Genomic DNA, 16,702 nt, shown 5'->3' on the forward strand with positions numbered 1-16,702 from the left:
AGTGTTAGCGTAGATCAGGGTTCCCTCTGCCGCTCGCGACAAACGCAATTCATTCAAGCTTTTAGAATGGGCGATACTGGCGGCTCACCGCTTGCGCAAGGATGCCTTGATGCTCACTACTCTGGCTGTCGCCAACTACCGTTCGATCAACCACTTGGTGCTGCCGCTGGCGCGCCTGAACGTGATCACCGGGCCCAACGGCAGCGGCAAATCCAACCTGTACAAGGCCCTGCGCCTGCTGGCTGAAACCGCCCAGGGCGGTGTGGTCAATGCACTGGCCGGCGAAGGTGGCCTGGAGTCGACGTTCTGGGCCGGCCCCGAGCGCATCAGCCGGCGCATGAGCCGTGGCGAGGTGGCCGTTGAAGGCGGCCCACGCCAGGACGTCAAGCGCCTGCGCCTGGGCTTTGCCAGCGAGGACTTCGGCTATGCCATCGGCCTGGGCCTGCCTGCCTCCAGTGGCCACTTCATGCTGCCAGGGCAGCACACACCCATTGCTTCGCGCTTTACCCTCGACCCGCAGATCAAGCGTGAATGCATCTGGGCCGGGCCGGTGTACCGCCCGGCCAGCCTCCTGGTGGATCGCCAGGGCGCCATGATCCGTGCCCGCGATGGGCGCCAGTGGGACGTGCTGGCCCAGCACACACCCGACTTCGACAGCCTGTATGACCAGGTCGGCAACTTGCGCTCATCGCCGGAGGTCGTCCACCTGCGCGAGCGGATTCGCGGCTGGCGCTTCTACGATCACTTTCGTACCGACCGCGATGCACCGGCGCGTCGTCCGCAACTGGGCACCCGTACCCCCGTGCTGCACCATGACGGCCGCGACCTGGCCGCAGCGCTACAGACCATCATCGAGATCGGTGATGCGCAGGCATTGTGGGCGACCTTGAGCGATGCATTTCCCGGCTCGCACCTGACCATCGATGCCGTGCCCGGCGGGCTGTTCAACTTGCAGTTCCATCAGGAAGGCCTGCTGCGACCCTTGTCGGCCTCGGAACTGTCGGATGGGACGTTGCGCTTTCTGCTGCTGGTAGCGGCGCTACTCAGCCCTCGGGCGCCGACCATGATGGTGCTCAACGAACCGGAGACCAGCCTGCACCCGGATTTGCTGCCGGCCTTGGCACGCTTGATCATTCGCGCCACCGAGCACTGCCAGGTGTGGGTGGTGTCGCACGCACGGCGATTGGTGGCCGCGCTGGAACAGGATGCGACCTGCAACTCGATTGTGCTGGAGAAGGAACTGGGACAGACCCGGGTGGCGGGTCAGGGGATGCTGGATGAGCCGGCCTGGAATTGGCCGGACTGAACGCTGCGGGCCCCATCGCCGGCAAGGCCGGCGATGGGGCCCGTCAGATCACGCCGAAACAGGCGCCGGCGCGCGACGCACGTCCGGCTGTTTCCACGAGTCGGCAGCGCTTTCTTCGATAGCTTGCTGGATCGCACGACGGCGACGCTCTTCGGCACGGCGGCTGAAGTACCAGACCATGAAGGTCACCAGCGACACCGAGAGCAGGATCAGGCTGGCCACCGCGTTGATTTCCGGCTTCACGCCCAGACGCACGGCAGAGAAGACTTCCATCGGCAAGGTGGTCGAGCCCGGGCCCGACACGAAGCTGGCCAGTACCAGGTCATCCAGCGACAGGGCAAAGGACATCATGCCGCCCGCCGCCAGCGAAGGCGCAATCATCGGGATGGTGATCAGGAAGAACACCTTCCACGGTTTTGCGCCCAGGTCCATGGCCGCTTCTTCGATGGACAGGTCCAGCTCACGCAGGCGAGCCGACACCACGACCGCCACATAAGCCGCGCAGAAGGTGGTGTGAGCGATCCAGATGGTGACGATGCCACGCTCCTGCGGCCAGCCGATCATCTGCGCCATGGCCACGAACAGCAGCAACAGCGACAGACCGGTGATCACCTCAGGCATTACCAGCGGTGCGGTGACCAGGCCACCGAACAGGGTACGGCCCTTGAAGCGGGTCACCCGGGTCAGCACGAAGGCTGCCAGGGTGCCCAGTGCCACGGCGGCGATCGCGGTGTAGCAGGCGATCTCCAGCGAGCGCATCACCGAGCCCATCAGCTGGCTGTTGTCGAGCAGGCCGACGTACCACTTCACCGACCAGCCGCCCCACACCGTTACCAGCTTGGAGGCGTTGAACGAGTAGATCACCAGGATCAGCATGGGCAGGTAGATGAACAACAAGCCCACGACCAACATCAGTTTGGAGAAACTGAAACGCTTCATGCCCTGCCCTCCATCTCTTTGGCCTGACTACGGTTGAAGAGCAGGATCGGCACGATCAGGATCGCCAGCATCACCACCGCCAGGGCGGACGCCACCGGCCAGTCGCGGTTGTTGAAGAACTCTTGCCACAGCACTTTACCAATCATCAGGGTTTCCGGGCCGCCCAGCAGCTCAGGAATGACGAACTCACCCACCACCGGAATGAACACCAGCATGCAGCCGGCGATGATGCCGTTCTTCGACAGCGGCACGGTGATTTTCCAGAAGCTGTTGAAGGTGCTCGACCCCAGGTCCGACGCCGCCTCGAGCAGGCTCTGGTCGTGTTTGACCAGGTTGGCGTAGAGCGGCAGGATCATGAACGGCAGGTACGAATAGACCACGCCGATGTACACCGCAAGGTTGGTGTTGAGGATCTGCAGGGGCTGGTCGATCAGCCCCAGCCACAACAGGAAGGCATTGAGCAGCCCGTTGTTGCTGAGAATGCCCATCCACGCATAGACGCGGATCAGGATCGCGGTCCAGGTCGGCATCATGATCAGCAACAGCAGAACCGTCTGGGTTTCCTTGCGCGCATTGGCAATGGCATACGCCATTGGATAGCCGATCAGCAGGCACAGCAGCGTGCTGACGAAGGCCATCTTCAAGGAGCCCAGGTACGCCGAGATATACAGTTCATCCTCGGTCAACAGGCCGTAGTTGGCCAGGTTGAGCACCAGTTGCACCTTGTCTTCGACGTAGCTGTAGATCTCGGTGTACGGCGGAATCGCCACGTCCGCTTCAGCGAAGCTGATTTTCAGGACGATGAAGAACGGCAGCATGAAGAACAGGAACAGCCAGATGAATGGCACCCCGATCACCACATGGCGACCTTCGGGCTTTATTCGATTGAATGCTCGCTTGAGCTTGCGCATGTTCATGACCGCAGTACCACGCCGCTGTCGTCTTCCCACCAGACGTAGACCTGGTCGTCCCAGGTAGGCCGGGTGCCCTGGCGTTCGGCGTTGGCGACGAACGACTGGACGATCTTGCCGCCAGGCAGTTCGACATAGAACACCGAGTGGCCGCCCAGGTAGGCAATGTCGTGGACCTTGCCGCGCGACCAGTTATGCTCGCAGGTCGGTTGCTGGGTGGTGACCAGCAGTTTTTCCGGGCGCAGCGCGTAGGTAATGCGTTTATCTTCGACCGAGGTGGTGACACCGTGGCCGACGTAGATCTTGCGCTCCAGCTCAGGGCTGGCGATCACCGCGTGGCCCTCGGCGTCTTCGACCACTTCCCCGTCGAACAGGTTGACGTTGCCAATGAACTCGCAGACCAGACGGCTGGTCGGGGTTTCATAGATGTCGATCGGGCTGCCGATCTGGGCAATCCAGCCCAGGTGCATGATGGCGATGCGCTGGGCCATGGTCATGGCCTCTTCCTGGTCGTGGGTCACCATGACGCAGGTCACGCCGACGCGCTCGATGATTTCCACCAGCTCCAACTGCATCTGCGAGCGCAGTTTTTTGTCCAGCGCGCCCATCGGCTCGTCGAGCAGCAGCAGCTTCGGGCGTTTGGCCAGGGAGCGGGCCAGGGCCACACGCTGACGCTGACCACCCGAGAGCTGGTGCGGCTTGCGCTTGGCGTACTGGGTCATGTGCACCAGCTTGAGCATCTCGCCGACACGGGCGTCGATCTCGGCCTTGGGCATGCGGTCCTGCTGCAGGCCGAACGCGATGTTCTGCGCCACGGTCATGTGCGGGAACAGTGCATAGGACTGGAACATCATGTTGATCGGCCGCTCGTAGGGCGGCATATCGGTGATGTCTACGCCATCGAGGAAAATCCGGCCCTCGGTCGGACGCTCGAAGCCGGCGAGCATGCGCAGCAACGTGGATTTACCGGAACCGGAACCGCCCAGCAGGGCGAAGATCTCGCCCTTCTTGATTTCCAGGGACACATCGTCCACGGCGACCGTTTCGTCGAACTTTTTTGTAACCCGGTCGATTTTGACCAGCACCTGTTTAGGTTGCTGATCGCCCTCGAGGGCTTTCTTATAGGCACCGGAGGCAACTGCCATGTGTGGAACTCCCAACAAGATTTTTTGCGTCCGCCCCTGCCGTGACGGACCCTGGATATTTACTTGCCCGACTTGACCTTGGTCCAGCTACGGGTCATCAAACGTTGCACTTTGGGCGGTAGCTCAGAGTTGACGTACAACTTGTCCAGCACTTCTTGCGGTGGGTAAACCGCTGCGTCGGTTCGTACGCTCTGGTCCATCAGATCGCCAGCCTTGAGGTTCGGGTTGGCATAACCGACGTAATCGCTGACCTGGGCAATGACCTCAGGCTGCAGCAAATAGTTGATGAAGGCGTGGGCCTCTTTGACATTGGTGGAATCCTTCGGGATCGCCAGCATGTCGAACCAGAGGTTGCCGCCCTCCTTGGGAATTACATACGCCACGTCCACACCCTTGCCGGCTTCTTCGGCACGGGACTTGGCCTGGAACACATCGCCAGAGAAACCGGCGGCCACGCAGATGTCGCCGTTGGCCAGGTCCGAGATGTATTTGGAGGAGTGGAAGTAGGTCACGTAAGGACGCACGGCCAGGAGCTTTTTCTCGGCGTCGGCGTAGTCCTTGGGATTGGTGCTGTTGGGGTCGCGCCCCATGTAGTTGAGCACTGCCGGCAACATCTCGTCAGCCGAGTCGAGGAAGGCGACACCGCACTTGGAGAGTTTCTTGATGTTTTCCGGCTCGAACAGCATCGCCCAGGAGTCGATCTTGTCGGTACCCAGCGCGGCCTTAACCTTCTCGACGTTGTAGCCGATGCCATTGGTGCCCCACAGGTAAGGCACGGCGTACTGGTTACCCGGATCGTTCTTTTCCAGGCGCTTCATCAGCGCCGGGTCCAGGTTCGAGTAATTGGGCAGCAGCGACTTGTCGAGCTTCTGGAACGCGCCCGCCTTGATCTGCTTGCCGAGGAAATGGTTGGACGGCACCACCACGTCGTAGCCGGTACGACCGGCCAGCAACTTGCCTTCCAGGGTTTCGTTGGAATCGAAGACATCCTGCACCGGCTTGATCCCGGTGGCTTTCTCGAAGTCTGCGAGTGTGGTCTGACCGATATAGTCCGACCAGTTATAAATGTGCACCGTGGGCGCCGCTTGGACGCTGAACGCCAGCGTCAGACCCGCTCCAGCCAACATGGCCTTGCGAAATACAGAAATAGACAAGTGGGAGGTCCTCACAATAGTGCCAGTGGCAAACGGCAGAAACACCTGCCATAAACGCAAACCGGCGCGCAACTTACCTTCGATGCACTCTTGTCGCAAAAAAAATTTGCCCTTTTAATCCGTTGGGCGTGATTTACACCACGCCCAGCGGTAATGCGTGCTTACTTGCCCGATTTGATCTTGGTCCAGCTGCGAGTGATTTCGCGCTGGGCTTTGGCGCCCGGGTCAGCAATTGCATACAGCAGTTTCTTCACATCGGCCGGTGGGTAGATGCTCGGATCGCTGGAGATGTCTTTGTCCACCAGCGGGGTAGCTGCCTTGTTGCCGTTCGGGAAGCGCACGGCGTTGGTGATCTCGGCCATGACTTCCGGCTGCATCAGGAAGTCCATGAACTTGTAGGCGGCGTCGACGTTGGCGGCATCCTTGGGAATGGCGACCATGTCGTAGAAGGTACCGGCACCTTCTTTCGGAATGATGTAGTCCAGCTTGACCTTGTCACCGGCCTCGTGGGCACGGGCCTTGGACTGCTCCAGGTCACCCGAGTAGCCCACGGCCACGCAGATGTTGCCGTTGGCCAGGTCCGAGATGTACTTGGAAGAGTGGAAGTAGCCAATCGACGGACGAACTTTCAGGAACAGCTCTTCAGCCGCCTTCAGGTCAGTCTTGTCGGTGCTGTTGGTCGGTTTGCCCAGGTAGTGCAGCGCCGCCGGAATCATTTCGGTCGGAGCGTCGAGGAAGCTTACGCCGCAGCTCTTGAGCTTCTCGATGTTCTCTGGCTTGAACACCACATCCCAGGAGTCGATCTTGTCGACGCCCAGTGCAGCCTTGACCTTCTCTGGGTTGTAACCGATACCGATGGAGCCCCACATATAGGGGAACGCGTATTTGTTGCCCGGGTCACTGGCATCACCAACGGCCTTGAGCAGGTCTTCGTCGAGGTTTTTCCAGTTCGGCAACTTGGAACGGTCCAGTTCCTGATAAACGCCCGCCTTGATTTGCTTGGCCAGGAAGTTGTTGGACGGTACGACCACGTCGTAACCGGACTTGCCCGCCAGCAACTTGGCTTCCAGGGTTTCGTTGCTGTCGAAGACGTCGTAGACAACCTTGATACCCGACTGTTTTTCAAACTTGGCGACGGTATCCGGTGCGATGTAATCGGACCAGTTGTAAACGTGCAGCACTTTGTCATCCGCGTGAACAGCACTGGCCATGGCGCCCATCAGGGACACAGCCAACAACGTCTTGCCCAATTTCTTCATGCGTAATGCTCCAGAATTTTTTATTAAGCCATCTGTTCAGCGGCCGGCTCTACGGCGCAAGCACTGGGCGACTGAAACAGTCGCTAGTCTGGCAAGTTCCAAGGCGCTCTTTCAACAAAAGAGCGCCTTGAATCACGATGATGCCATTACGCTAGCCTAGCACTTGGCTATTTCAGCGCTTCGAGCGTCAAGTCCAGGCATTTGCGTGCCTTTTCAACCAACTCGTCGATCTCTTCGCGGCTGATGACCAGCGGTGGTGCGATGATCATGGTGTCGCCCACGGCGCGCATGATCAGACCGTTGTCGAAGCAGTGCTGGCGGCAGATCATGCCGGCGCCCTGGCCTTCGTAGCGGGTGCGGGTTGCCTTGTCCTTGACCAGCTCGATTGCACCGAGCATGCCCAGGCCGCGCACTTCGCCCACCAACGGGTGATCGTTCAGCTCGCGCAGACGTTTTTGCAAATACGGTGCCGTTTCTTCCTGGACACGCTCGATAATTTTCTCGTCGCGCAGGATTCGCAGGTTTTCCAGGCCCACCGCAGCGGCCACCGGGTGACCGGAGTAGGTGAAGCCGTGGTTGAAGTCGCCGCCTTCGCTGACCACTTTGGCCACTTCGTCACGAACGATCACACCTCCCATCGGGATGTAACCGGAGGTCAGGCCCTTGGCGATGGTCATCAGGTCAGGCTTGAGGTCGTAGTAGTCGGAGCCGAACCACTCACCGGTACGTCCGAAGCCACAGATCACTTCGTCGGCGATGAACAGGATGTCGTACTTCGCCAGGATTTCCTTGATCTTCGGCCAGTAGGTTTCTGGCGGAATGATCACCCCGCCCGCGCCCTGGATCGGCTCGGCGATAAAGGCGGCGACGTTATCTTCACCGACTTCGAGGATTTTCTTTTCCAGCTGCTCGGCCGCCCATACGCCGAACTCGTCCGGGGTCATGTCGCCGCCTTCACCGAACCAGTACGGCTGCGGAATGTGCACGATGCCCGGAATCATGCCGCCCTGGGCGTGCATGCCGCTCATGCCACCCAGGCTCGCGCCGGCCACGGTCGAACCGTGGTAGCCGTTGACCCGGCCGATGATCACTTGCTTTTGTGGCTTGCCCTTGATCGCCCAGTAGTGGCGGACCATGCGCAGGATGGTGTCGTTGCCTTCGGAGCCGGAGCCGGTGAAGAACACGTGGGTCATGCCTTCTGGCGCGACGTCAGAGACCGCCTTGGCCAGTTCCAGTGCCGGTGGGTGGGCCGTCTGGAAGAACAGGTTGTAGTACGGCAGCTCGCGCATCTGCTTTGCAGCGACTTGCACCAGTTCTTCACGACCGTAGCCAACGGCGACACACCACAGGCCCGCCATGCCGTCGAGGATCTTGTTGCCCTCGCTGTCCCACAAGTGAACACCTTCAGCCTTTGTGATGATGCGCGGGCCCTTCTCTTTCAGCTGTTTGTAGTCGCTGAAAGGCGCCAGGTGATGATCACGGCTCAGGTCTTGCCACTCGCGGGTTTGCGGGTTGTTGACACTCATGTGCTTCTCCGTTTTCTGACGGCCGCGATCCTGCGGCTCCGGGTTGATCAGACCGCAAACAGCAGGAACTCACGTTCCCAGGAGCTGATTACGCGTTTGAAGTTTTCATGTTCGGCGCGCTTGGTGGCGACGTAGCCGGTGATGAATTTCTTGCCCAGGTACGGCTCCAGGGCCTGGCAGTTTTCCATGCGCTCCAGCGCATCCTCGATGGTCAGCGGCAGGCGCAGGTTGCGCCGCTCATAACCACGGCCCTGCACGGGCGCACTTGGCTTGATGCCTTCGACCATGCCGATGTAGCCGCACAGCAAGCTGGCGGCAATCGCCAGGTACGGGTTGGCGTCAGCGCCTGGCAAGCGGTTTTCCACACGGCGGTTCTGCGGGCCGGCATCCGGTACGCGCAGGCCCACGGTACGGTTCTCCTCGCCCCACTCGACGTTTACCGGCGCCGAGGTGTCGGGCAGGAAGCGGCGGAACGAGTTGACGTTCGGGGCGAACAGCGGCAGTACCACCGGGATGAACTTCTGCAGACCCCCGACGTGATTGAGGAACAGCTCGCTCATGCGGCCGTCTTCATCGGAGAAGATGTTCTTGCCGGTGTGGACGTCGATGATGCTCTGGTGCAAGTGCATGGCACTGCCCGGCTCGCCGGTCATGGGCTTGGCCATGAAGGTGGCGGCGACGTTGTGCTTGAGCGCCGCTTCACGCATGGTCCGCTTGAACACCAGGATCTGGTCGGCCAGGGCCAGGGCGTTGCCGTGACGGAAGTTGATTTCCATCTGCGCGGTGCCGTCTTCGTGGATCAGCGTGTCCAGGTCCAGGTTCTGCAGCTCGCACCAGTCGTAGACGTCCTCGAACAGCGGGTCGAATTCGTTGGCGGCTTCAATGGAGAACGACTGGCGGCCGGTTTCCGGGCGGCCGGAGCGGCCGATCGGCGGCTGCAGCGGGAAGTCCGGGTCTTCGCAGCGCTTGGTCAGGTAGAACTCCATCTCTGGCGCCACGATCGGCTGCCAGCCCTTGTCGGCATAGAGCTTGAGTACCTTCTTGAGCACGTTGCGTGGCGACAGCTCGACCGGGTTGCCCTGCTTGTCGTAGGTGTCGTGGATCACCTGGGCCGTAGGCTCGATGGCCCAAGGCACGAGAAACACCGCGTTCTCGTCAGGGCGGCAGATCATGTCGATGTCCGCCGGGTCCAGCAGCTCGTAATAGATGTCGTCGTCGACATAGTCGCCGGTAACCGTCTGCAGCAAGACACTCTCGGGCAAGCGCATGCCTTTTTCGGCGATGAACTTGTTGGTTGGAGAAATCTTGCCACGGGTGATCCCGGTGAGGTCGCTGATCAAGCACTCCACTTCGGTGATCTTGTGTTCTTTCAACCAATCGGTGAGCTGGTCGAGGTTGTTACTCATAAATACCTCAGGAGGTAAATGTCTGGACAGTCGTCAGGACACCCGGAGTGGGCCGTCCCAGACATTCTGGATGCCCCTCGGAGCTAAAGCAAAAGCCAGACGCGGGGAGACCGCGACGGGTATTACCCGTAAGGCTGATGAGCCCGCTATAGTGAAGGCAGAGGTCGTTCGATGAGGTGTCGACAGCGAGCAGGACGCTCAAGCCGTCAATTATTTCAGCCGGGGCGCACGCCGCTGGCGCGTGGCGTCGGCCACTCGCGAGGAATGCTTTCAGACCAATCTGCGAACGGCAGACGGTGATGCCAGTTGTCGGCAAGCGTGACATGTAACCCCCGGTATTATTGATGTTATGGGTTGCCACCGAGCTTAGCCTTGTTCATTTTTTTACACAACACCCCCGTAAAAAATAGAACACGGCCCGCTTAAAACAGCCGATACCGTACGAAAGGAGTCCTTGCTCGCGCCCTCTATTGCAGCAAAAATGCCGCTTCGAGGCCATTTTAGGGCATCATGGGGTTGGCTTGACTTCAGCATGGCTTTCGGATTGACTGAACCTGCAAGCCCCCATTGATTGATATTTTTAACAACAAAGGTGTTGCATCATGTCGGTACCCCCGCGTGCCGTTCAGCTTAACGAAGCGAACGCGTTCCTTAAGGAACATCCTGAGGTTCTCTACGTTGACCTTCTGATTGCAGATATGAATGGTGTGGTGCGTGGCAAGCGCATCGAGCGCACCAGCCTCCACAAGGTTTACGAGAAAGGCATCAACCTGCCGGCCTCGCTCTTCGCATTGGATATCAACGGCTCCACGGTCGAAAGCACCGGCCTGGGCCTGGACATCGGCGATGCCGACCGCATCTGCTATCCAATCCCGGACACCCTGTCCAACGAACCCTGGCAGAAACGCCCTACCGCGCAACTGCTGATGACCATGCACGAACTCGAAGGCGAGCCGTTCTTTGCCGACCCGCGGGAAGTCCTGCGCCAGGTCGTGAGCAAGTTCGACGAGATGGGCCTGACCATTTGCGCCGCGTTCGAGCTGGAGTTCTACCTGATCGACCAGGAGAACGTTAACGGTCGTCCACAGCCACCACGCTCGCCAATCTCCGGCAAACGCCCGATGTCGACCCAGGTTTACCTGATCGACGACCTGGACGAGTACGTCGACTGCCTGCAGGACATCCTCGAAGGCGCCAAGGAGCAGGGCATCCCTGCCGACGCCATCGTCAAGGAAAGCGCCCCGGCGCAGTTTGAAGTCAACCTGCACCACGTTGCCGACCCGATGAAGGCCTGCGACTACGCGGTATTGCTCAAGCGCCTGATCAAGAACATCGCCTACGACCATGAGATGGACACCACCTTCATGGCCAAGCCCTACCCGGGCCAGGCGGGTAATGGTCTGCATGTCCATATCTCGGTGCTGGACAAGGATGGCAAGAACATCTTCACCAGCGAGGATCCCGAGCAGAACGCCGCACTGCGTCACGCGATCGGCGGTGTGCTCGAGACCCTACCGGCATCGATGGCGTTCCTGTGCCCGAACGTCAACTCGTACCGCCGTTTCGGTGCCCAGTTCTACGTGCCTAACTCGCCAAGCTGGGGCCTGGACAACCGTACCGTTGCCCTGCGCGTTCCAACCGGCGCACCAGACGCCGTACGTATCGAACACCGCGTTGCCGGTGCCGATGCCAACCCGTATCTGCTGATGGCGGCCGTGCTGGCCGGTGTTCACCATGGCCTGACCAACAAGGTCGAGCCGGGTGCGCCAACCGAAGGCAACTCCTACGAGCAGAACGAGCAGAGCCTGCCGAACAACCTGCGTGATGCACTGCGCGAGCTGGACGACAGCGAGATCCTGGCCAAGTACATCGATCCGAAGTACATCGATATCTTCGTGGCCTGCAAGGAAAGTGAGCTGGAAGAGTTTGAACACTCCATCTCCGACCTTGAGTACAACTGGTATCTGCATACCGTGTAAAAACAATCGCGGGGCAAGCCCGCTCCTACAGCAGTAGGAGCGGGCTTGCCCCGCGATGCATTTAAAGCGACTTCTCGAAAATCTTCGAATTACGCTGATAGTTGTACAGCGACGCCCGCGCCGCCGGCAGCCGCTCGACTCCGCTTGGCACAAAGCCCCGCTCGCGGAACCAGTGCGCAGTCCGCGTCGTCAGCACAAACAGCGTATTGAGCCCCATCTCCCGCGCCCGCGTCTCGATGCGCTCCAGCAACTCGTCGCCGCGACCGCCATGACGATACTCAGGATTCACCGCCAGGCACGCCAGCTCTCCGGCCTCGGAGTCTGCAATCGGGTACAGCGCCGCACAGGCGATGATCATGCCTTCACGCTCAACCACACTGAACTGCTCGATCTCGCGCTCCAGCACCTCGCGTGAACGACGCACCAGAATGCCCTGCTCCTCCAGTGGGCTGATCAGGTCGAGCAAACCGCCGACATCCTCGATCGCCGCCTCGCGCACCTTCTCGAATTGCTCCTGGGCCACCAGGGTGCCGCCACCGTCGCGGGTGAACAGTTCGGTCAGCAAAGCGCCGTCTTCGGCATAGCTGACGATATGGCTGCGCGCCACGCCACCGCGGCAGGCTTCGGCCGCCGCGTCGAGCAACTCGCCCTGGTAATCGCTGCCCAGGCGTTGCAGGTGCGCCGGCACCTGTTGCGGACGCAGCTCACGCACCAGCCGCCCCTGCTCGTCGAGCAAGCCACGCTCGGCGCCGAACAGCAGCAGCTTGTCGGCGTCCAGCTCGATGGCCGCGCGGGTGGCGACATCCTCGCAGGCCAGGTTGAAGATCTCGCCCGTGGGCGAATAGCCCAATGGCGACAGCAGCACGATCGAGCGCTCGTCGAGCAGGCGATTGATACCTTTGCAGTCAACCCGGCGCACTTCACCGGTGTGGTGGTAGTCCACCCCTTCGACCACGCCAATCGGCCGCGCGGTGACCAGGTTGCCAGCCGCTACGCGCAAACGCGAACCCTGCATCGGCGAGGCCGCCATGTCCATCGACAGGCGCGCTTCGATGGCGATGCGCAGATGCCCCACGGCGTCGATCACGCATTCCAGGGTCGCCGCATCCGTGACGCGCATACCGCGATGGTAATGCGGGGTCAGGCCACGGCTGGCCAGGCGGCTTTCGATCTGCGGACGCGAGCCGTGCACCAGCACCAGGCGAACCCCCAGGCTGTGCAGCAGGACCAGGTCGTGGACGATATTGCCGAAGTTGGGGTGCTCGACCCCGTCACCGGGAAGCATGACCACAAAGGTGCAGTCGCGGTGGGCATTGATGTAAGGCGAAGCATGACGCAGCCAATTGACGTATTCGGGCATAACCACAGAGCCTGTAGAAAATAGAGACAAGTACGGGAAAGCACACAGCGCTCGAAGGGTTATCGTCGGAACAGGCTTGGCGTCACGCGCAATCTCCTTGGGAAAACGGCTGAACTCAACGGGTAATGACCGGGCTCAGGCAATAATGTTCGATCAAATCACGCAATAGACGCACGGTAGGCTGCAAGCGTGACATTTCAAGGTACTCACCCGGCTGGTGGGCGCAGGCGATGTCGCCAGGGCCCAGCACCAGGGTTTCGCATCCCAGGCGCTGAAGATAAGGCGCTTCGGTGCCGAAGGCTACCGCTTCGGCGCGATGACCGGTCAGACGTTCGGCTACTCGCACCAGTTCGGCATCGGCCGCCTGCTCGAACGGCGGTACCTCCGGGAACAGCGGCGCGTAGTCGATCCTTACCTGATGCTGCTCGGCCAGCGGCGCCAGTTTCTGCCGGATGGCGGCGCGCAGCGCTTCAGGGTCCATGCCCGGCAATGGCCGCAAGTCGAACTCCAGGGCGCACTGGCCGCAGATCCGGTTGGGGTTGTCACCGCCATGGATACAGCCGAAGTTCATCGTCGGTTGCGGCACGCTGAACTGGGCGTTGTTGAATTCTTTCTGCCATTGCCGGCGCAGCCCCATCAGCTCGCCCATGACCTGATGCATGGCCTCGAGCGCACTGTGGCCCAGGCTGGGGTCCGACGAATGGCCACTGCGGCCAAGAATATCGATGCGTTCCATCATCACGCCCTTGTGCAGGCGAATCGGCTTGAGCCCGGTCGGCTCACCGATCACAGCCGCCCGGCCCAATGGCCGGCCCGCTTCAGCCAGGGCGCGGGCACCTGACATCGAGCTCTCTTCGTCGCACGTGGCGAGGATCAGCAGCGGCTGCTTGAAGTCATGGGCCAGCAACGGCTGCACCGCCTCGATGATCAGGGCGAAGAAGCCCTTCATGTCGCAACTGCCAAGGCCGACCCAGCGGCCGTCTACCTCGGTCAGTTTAAGCGGGTCGGTCTGCCACAGCCCGGGATCGTAAGGTACGGTATCGCTGTGCCCGGCCAGCACCAGACCGCCCGGACCGCTGCCGTAGGAGGCCAGCAAGTTGAATTTGCCCGGGGTGACCTGCTGGATATCGCAGGTAAAACCAAGGTCTCCCAGCCAGCCGGCCAGCAAGTCGATCACCGCACGGTTGGATTGATCCAGCGCAGCTTGGGTACAACTGACCGAGGGCGCGGCAATCAGCGCGGCGAACTGGTCTTTGAGCGATGGCAACGGCATGCGCATTCTCCACGGGGCTTGGCCCATCATAGGGCCATCGGGCACCGGGAATAAACCGCCACGAGCCGACTCCTGTACACTGCGCCCCACGACGCTCCCTGTCATTCGAGCCTGGATCACCAGCAATGCATAAAGAAACCGAAATCAAACTGCGGGTCAGCCGCGAGACCCTCGCTGCTCTGCGCGAGCACCCATTGCTGAAGAAGCGCAACAAGTCTGGCTGGCAGCAGCGCGAACTGCTGAACCAGTACTTCGACACCCCGGAGCGTGATCTGGCCGCGGCCAAGGTCGCCCTGCGCCTGCGCCGCGACGGTGACGTGGTCATCCAGACCCTCAAGACCCGCGGCCAGAGCGTCGCCGGCCTGTCCCAGCGCAACGAGCACGAATGGGAGTTGCCCAAGGCCAAGCTGGACCTGAAGAAACTCGACGAGCAATGCTGGCCGGCTGAACTGGCCGACGTGGACAAAAAAGCCATCAAGGCGCTGTTCACCACCGACTTCACCCGCGAGTACGCGGAAATCGCCTGGGGTCGCGGCAAGGCCAAAGTAGTGATCGAGGCAGCCCTGGACCTGGGCACCGTCGTCGCCGGCAAGCAGAAGGAAGAAATCTGCGAGCTGGAACTGGAACTGCGCGAAGGCGAGCCAGAAGCACTGCTGGAGTTAGCCGCCGAGCTGGCCGCCACGCTGCCATTGTTCCCGTGTGACATCAGCAAGGCCGAGCGCGGCTATCGCCTGCTCGACCCGAGCAGCTACGCCCTGAGCCTGCCTGGCGCCGAGCTGAACGCCGAAATGTCGCTGGACGACGCCTTCGCCGCCCTGGCCTGGCAACTGCTGTGCAGCAGCCAGCGCCTTGCCGAGCAGTACCGTTTCAACGGTCACTGGCGCCTGCTGCAGGATTGGGTCCTGGCCCTGTCCGAACTGCGCGCCCTGGCCAGCAGCCTGGGTCAGGCCGCACCGCGTGCGACCACCCGTGCGCTGCGGGCCAGCCTCGACGCCTTGCTGGAAGACTGGCGCCCACTGGTACTGGCCGGCAACGACGACGAAGACGTACGCCGTGCAGCGCCCGAGCAGTTCGCCGAAGAGCTGCTCGACACGCGCTGGGGTCAGTTCTCCCTGGACACTTCGCGCTGGCTGCTGGCCCGCGGCTGGACCGTCGAGCGCAACAAGCGCGGCGACCGCCAAGGCGCCGCACAGCTGGCCAACTGGCTGAACGTGCTGCTGGCTGACGAAGCCAAAGACCTGCAACTGCCCCTGTACCATCGCCAGCCTGAAGACCTGGCCGAGCAACTGCCACGTATCGAGCGCCTGCTGGCCTGGCTGCACCATGCCCGCCAGGTGCTGGAGAGCCCGGACCTGGACCGCCTGTTCGGTGAACTGAACAAGCTGCACGAGCTGGCCAACCTGCCAATCAGCGACGAAGTGGAAACTGACGTGCGCACCGAGGTCCTTGAAGCCCGTGCAGACCAGGCCATGGCCGTGTTCCAGAGCCGTGGCTGGAAACACCTGCTGCGCAAGTAAGACTCAGCGCAGCACCGGCAGACTCGTCGTGGACTTGATCTCAGACAAGGCCACGATCGAGTTGACCTCCTGGATCCCCGGCACCATCGACAGCTTCTCGAAGAAGAACCGTTCGTAGGCTTCGATGTCCGGGGTGACAATGCGCAACAGAAAGTCCACCGCGCCCATCAACACATAACACTCCAGCACTTCAGGAAAACCGCGAATCGCCTCGGTGAACTCGGTGAAGTTGCTGCGGCCGTGGGCATTGAGTTTGACCTCGGCGAAAATCTGCGTGTTCAGGCCGATCTTCTTGCGATCGAGCAGGGTCACCTGGCCGCGAATCACCCCCTCCTCCTTCATGCGCTGAATCCGCCGCCAGCACGGCGACTGCGAGAGCCCTACGCGCTCGGCGATCTGTGCACTGGAAAGCGAGGCATCCTCCTGCAACAGGGCCAGGATGCGCCGATCATAGGCGTCCAACTCACTTTGCATATTTTTTCCTCTTGAACGACACCCTACGAATTGAACAATTCGTAATGCCTGGATAACTGCCGATCATAGAGAAAAATTTCCGCCGTGCGCATGTAAAAATTTCCCCACTGATTCCGGAGATTCCCATGAGCGCACTCGAACGTTTCGACAGCCCCCTGACACCGCTGCGTGAAGACGTCTGGGCCGCCAGCACCGCCCACCGCAATGTGCGATATCACCTGCAAGTGGAGGCCGAGTCCGACAGCCTGTGCCGCGTACTGAACCTGTTCGCGCTGCAATTTCTCACCCCGCACAAAATGCAGATGAAACAGCAGGACGACCTTCTGGCAGTCGAGATAGAGATCACCGGACTGAGCTGGCATCGGGCTGAGCTCATTGCTCAAAAAATGCGCAATCTGATTTGCGTCGACCATGTTCTGCTGCAGCCAGCGCAAACCTTGTAATGCTTGAGGT

The 16,702-nt window shown here is 61.0% G+C and carries 14 protein-coding genes; 4 read left to right on the forward strand and 10 right to left on the reverse strand.

The features are described 5' to 3' along the window. The first annotated feature begins 109 nt into the window (after positions 1–109). Positions 110–1,306, forward strand: coding sequence for an AAA family ATPase (locus U9R80_RS26045; RefSeq protein WP_301838700.1), 1,197 nt, complete (start codon positions 110–112; stop codon positions 1,304–1,306). A 48-nt stretch (positions 1,307–1,354) separates the two neighbouring features. Here the strand turns inward: U9R80_RS26045 and U9R80_RS26050 are convergent, their stop codons facing one another. The 7 genes from U9R80_RS26050 to U9R80_RS26080 form a co-directional block, all read right to left on the reverse strand. Continuing rightward, positions 1,355–2,245 (reverse strand): ABC transporter permease subunit, encoded by an 891-nt coding sequence (locus tag U9R80_RS26050; protein WP_028942343.1) that lies wholly within the window; start codon positions 2,243–2,245, stop codon positions 1,355–1,357. Then, positions 2,242–3,162 (reverse strand): ABC transporter permease subunit, encoded by a 921-nt coding sequence (locus tag U9R80_RS26055; protein ID WP_301838703.1) that lies wholly within the window; start codon positions 3,160–3,162, stop codon positions 2,242–2,244. The genes U9R80_RS26050 and U9R80_RS26055 overlap by 4 nt, the downstream gene beginning before the upstream one ends. Further along, the gene (gene potA, locus U9R80_RS26060) at positions 3,159–4,301 is read right to left on the reverse strand and encodes a polyamine ABC transporter ATP-binding protein (RefSeq protein ID WP_028942345.1); all 1,143 of its coding nucleotides are present in this window, start codon (positions 4,299–4,301) and stop codon (positions 3,159–3,161) included. The genes U9R80_RS26055 and potA overlap by 4 nt, the downstream gene beginning before the upstream one ends. A gap of 59 nt (positions 4,302–4,360) precedes the next feature. Beyond that, positions 4,361–5,455, reverse strand: a complete 1,095-nt coding sequence (locus U9R80_RS26065) for a polyamine ABC transporter substrate-binding protein (RefSeq protein ID WP_301838706.1) — start codon at positions 5,453–5,455, stop codon at positions 4,361–4,363. Positions 5,456–5,616: 161 nt separating this feature from the next. Next, on the reverse strand, positions 5,617–6,714 hold the full coding sequence (locus U9R80_RS26070; protein ID WP_301838707.1) for a polyamine ABC transporter substrate-binding protein: 1,098 nt from the start codon (positions 6,712–6,714) through the stop codon (positions 5,617–5,619). A gap of 167 nt (positions 6,715–6,881) precedes the next feature. Further along, entirely contained in the window at positions 6,882–8,240 is a 1,359-nt protein-coding gene (locus U9R80_RS26075; RefSeq protein WP_301838709.1) for an aspartate aminotransferase family protein, read from the reverse strand. A 47-nt stretch (positions 8,241–8,287) separates the two neighbouring features. Beyond that, a complete protein-coding gene (locus U9R80_RS26080; RefSeq protein ID WP_028942349.1) occupies positions 8,288–9,646 on the reverse strand; it encodes a glutamine synthetase family protein in 1,359 nt (452 codons plus the stop codon). Between the two features lie 602 nt (positions 9,647–10,248). Between U9R80_RS26080 and U9R80_RS26085 the strand changes: the two genes are divergently transcribed. Then, complete coding sequence (locus U9R80_RS26085; RefSeq protein WP_136478641.1) at positions 10,249–11,625, forward strand: glutamine synthetase family protein; 1,377 nt, start codon at positions 10,249–10,251, stop codon at positions 11,623–11,625. A gap of 61 nt (positions 11,626–11,686) precedes the next feature. Here U9R80_RS26085 and argA read toward each other — a convergent pair whose 3' ends face one another. After that, positions 11,687–12,985 carry an amino-acid N-acetyltransferase gene (gene argA / locus U9R80_RS26090; protein ID WP_301838714.1) on the reverse strand — a complete coding sequence of 433 codons (1,299 nt, stop codon included), beginning with the start codon at positions 12,983–12,985 and terminating at the stop codon, positions 11,687–11,689. A gap of 115 nt (positions 12,986–13,100) precedes the next feature. Further along, the gene (gene argE, locus U9R80_RS26095; RefSeq protein WP_301838717.1) at positions 13,101–14,258 is read right to left on the reverse strand and encodes an acetylornithine deacetylase; all 1,158 of its coding nucleotides are present in this window, start codon (positions 14,256–14,258) and stop codon (positions 13,101–13,103) included. Between the two features lie 125 nt (positions 14,259–14,383). Here argE and U9R80_RS26100 point away from each other — a divergent pair, with 125 nt between their 5' ends. Continuing rightward, complete coding sequence (locus U9R80_RS26100) at positions 14,384–15,775, forward strand: CYTH domain-containing protein (RefSeq protein ID WP_301838719.1); 1,392 nt, start codon at positions 14,384–14,386, stop codon at positions 15,773–15,775. Positions 15,776–15,778: 3 nt separating this feature from the next. On the opposite strand, the gene U9R80_RS26105 is transcribed toward U9R80_RS26100, so the two are convergent. Further along, the gene (locus U9R80_RS26105; RefSeq protein WP_028942354.1) at positions 15,779–16,249 is read right to left on the reverse strand and encodes an Lrp/AsnC family transcriptional regulator; all 471 of its coding nucleotides are present in this window, start codon (positions 16,247–16,249) and stop codon (positions 15,779–15,781) included. A gap of 125 nt (positions 16,250–16,374) precedes the next feature. Here U9R80_RS26105 and U9R80_RS26110 point away from each other — a divergent pair, with 125 nt between their 5' ends. Beyond that, positions 16,375–16,692: a hypothetical protein gene (locus U9R80_RS26110; RefSeq protein ID WP_301838721.1), complete on the forward strand. Its 318-nt coding sequence runs from the start codon at positions 16,375–16,377 to the stop codon at positions 16,690–16,692. Positions 16,693–16,702 lie beyond the last annotated feature (10 nt).

Source organism: Pseudomonas sp. JQ170C, assembly GCF_035581345.1.
Lineage (GTDB): Bacteria > Pseudomonadota > Gammaproteobacteria > Pseudomonadales > Pseudomonadaceae > Aquipseudomonas.

Bases quoted from the DNA above. Each gene is read 5' to 3' on its own strand.
- U9R80_RS26045 (WP_301838700.1), top strand. From the start codon at position 110: ATGCTCACTACTCTGGCTGTCGCCAACTACCGTTCGATCAACCACTTG.
- U9R80_RS26050 (WP_028942343.1), bottom strand. From the start codon at position 2,245: ATGAAGCGTTTCAGTTTCTCCAAACTGATGTTGGTCGTGGGCTTGTTG.
- U9R80_RS26055 (WP_301838703.1), bottom strand. From the start codon at position 3,162: ATGAACATGCGCAAGCTCAAGCGAGCATTCAATCGAATAAAGCCCGAA.
- potA (WP_028942345.1), bottom strand. From the start codon at position 4,301: ATGGCAGTTGCCTCCGGTGCCTATAAGAAAGCCCTCGAGGGCGATCAG.
- U9R80_RS26070 (WP_301838707.1), bottom strand. From the start codon at position 6,714: ATGAAGAAATTGGGCAAGACGTTGTTGGCTGTGTCCCTGATGGGCGCC.
- U9R80_RS26075 (WP_301838709.1), bottom strand. From the start codon at position 8,240: ATGAGTGTCAACAACCCGCAAACCCGCGAGTGGCAAGACCTGAGCCGT.
- U9R80_RS26080 (WP_028942349.1), bottom strand. From the start codon at position 9,646: ATGAGTAACAACCTCGACCAGCTCACCGATTGGTTGAAAGAACACAAG.
- U9R80_RS26085 (WP_136478641.1), top strand. From the start codon at position 10,249: ATGTCGGTACCCCCGCGTGCCGTTCAGCTTAACGAAGCGAACGCGTTC.
- argA (WP_301838714.1), bottom strand. From the start codon at position 12,985: ATGCCCGAATACGTCAATTGGCTGCGTCATGCTTCGCCTTACATCAAT.
- argE (WP_301838717.1), bottom strand. From the start codon at position 14,258: ATGCCGTTGCCATCGCTCAAAGACCAGTTCGCCGCGCTGATTGCCGCG.
- U9R80_RS26100 (WP_301838719.1), top strand. From the start codon at position 14,384: ATGCATAAAGAAACCGAAATCAAACTGCGGGTCAGCCGCGAGACCCTC.
- U9R80_RS26105 (WP_028942354.1), bottom strand. From the start codon at position 16,249: ATGCAAAGTGAGTTGGACGCCTATGATCGGCGCATCCTGGCCCTGTTG.
- U9R80_RS26110 (WP_301838721.1), top strand. From the start codon at position 16,375: ATGAGCGCACTCGAACGTTTCGACAGCCCCCTGACACCGCTGCGTGAA.